Consider the following 1,246-nt stretch of genomic DNA (forward strand, 5'->3'; position numbering starts at 1 on the left):
GGCCCAGGCCGGTGCCGCCGTGCCGGCGGGTGGTCGAACTGTCGGCCTGCTCGAAGGCGAGGAACAGCGCGCCGATGCGCTCCGGCGCAATGCCGATGCCGGTGTCCCGCACGCTGAACTTCATCAACGCGTGGTCGCCTTTGCGGGCCAGTACTTCGCCGCCCAGGCGAACAAAGCCCTGCGCGGTGAACTTCACTGCGTTGCCGACCAGGTTCAGCAGCGCCTGCGAAAAGCGCGTCGGGTCGCCGACCAGCCGGTCGGGCAGGTGATCGGTGTCGACGATCAGCTCCAGGCCCTTGGCCTGCGCATGGTCGGCCACCATCTCGAAGCTGCGGCTCAGCACCGCGTCCAGCGAGAACTCGATGTCTTCGAGCTGCAGGCGGTTGGCCTCGATCTTGGAGAGGTCGAGGATGTCGTTGATGACCTGCAGCAGGTGCTGCGCCGAGTGCGCGATCTTGCCCAGCCGGTCGCGCTGGGCGGGTTCCTGGGCCTCGCGCTGCACCAGGTGGGTCAGCCCGACGATGGCGTTCAGCGGCGTGCGGATCTCGTGGCTCATGTTCGCCAGGAACTCGCTCTTCGAGCGGTTTGCGGCCTCGGCGCGGTCGCGCGCGGTGGCCAGCTCGCCAACGGCCTGCGCCAGCGCCTGGGTGCGCGTGTCGACCATCTGCTGCAGCCGGTGCCGGTGGTCCTGCAGCTCGGCGACCAGCGCCCGGTGCTCGGTGATGTCGTGATTGATGCCGATCATGCGGGCCGGGCGGCCGTCCGCATGCCGGTAGAGCTGCCCCTGGCCGGCCAGCCAGCGCGTCTGGCCGTCATGGCGGACGATGCGGAATTCGTCTTGCCAGGGGCTGGTGGGTACCTCGGGCTGAGGCTCGAACAAGGGCTTCAGCCGCAGTTGCAGCCGGCCCCGGTCATCCGGGTGGACGAGGCGGAAGAAACAGTCGGTGGGAACAGGTCCTTCGCCCGGTGGCAGGCCCAGCAGCTGGTACATCTGCGGGTTCCAGATCGACAGTTGGGTGTCGATGTTCCATTCCCACAGCCCCATCTGGCCGGCTTCCAGCGCCAGGTGCAGGCGTTGTTCGCTGGCTTGCAGCACGCGGGCCTGGGCCAGTGCCGCTTCGCGCTCCAGCGCGGCCTGGTGCATCTGGTCGGCCTCGCGCCGCATGCGGGCCAGCGCCAGGTGGGCCTTGACGCGGGCCAGCAGCTCGCGGGCCGAGAAGGGCTTGGTCAGGTAATCGTCGGCCCC

The 1,246-nt window shown here is 69.2% G+C and carries 1 protein-coding gene; it reads right to left on the reverse strand.

What is annotated here, in order from left to right; all coding sequences use genetic code 11:
• The coding region (locus FKP22_RS30840; RefSeq protein ID WP_375140637.1) for a histidine kinase dimerization/phospho-acceptor domain-containing protein at positions 1–1,246 on the reverse strand (1,246 nt) is incomplete at both ends.

The organism is Ideonella azotifigens (assembly GCF_006519715.1).
Lineage (GTDB): Bacteria > Pseudomonadota > Gammaproteobacteria > Burkholderiales > Burkholderiaceae_C > Ideonella > Ideonella azotifigens.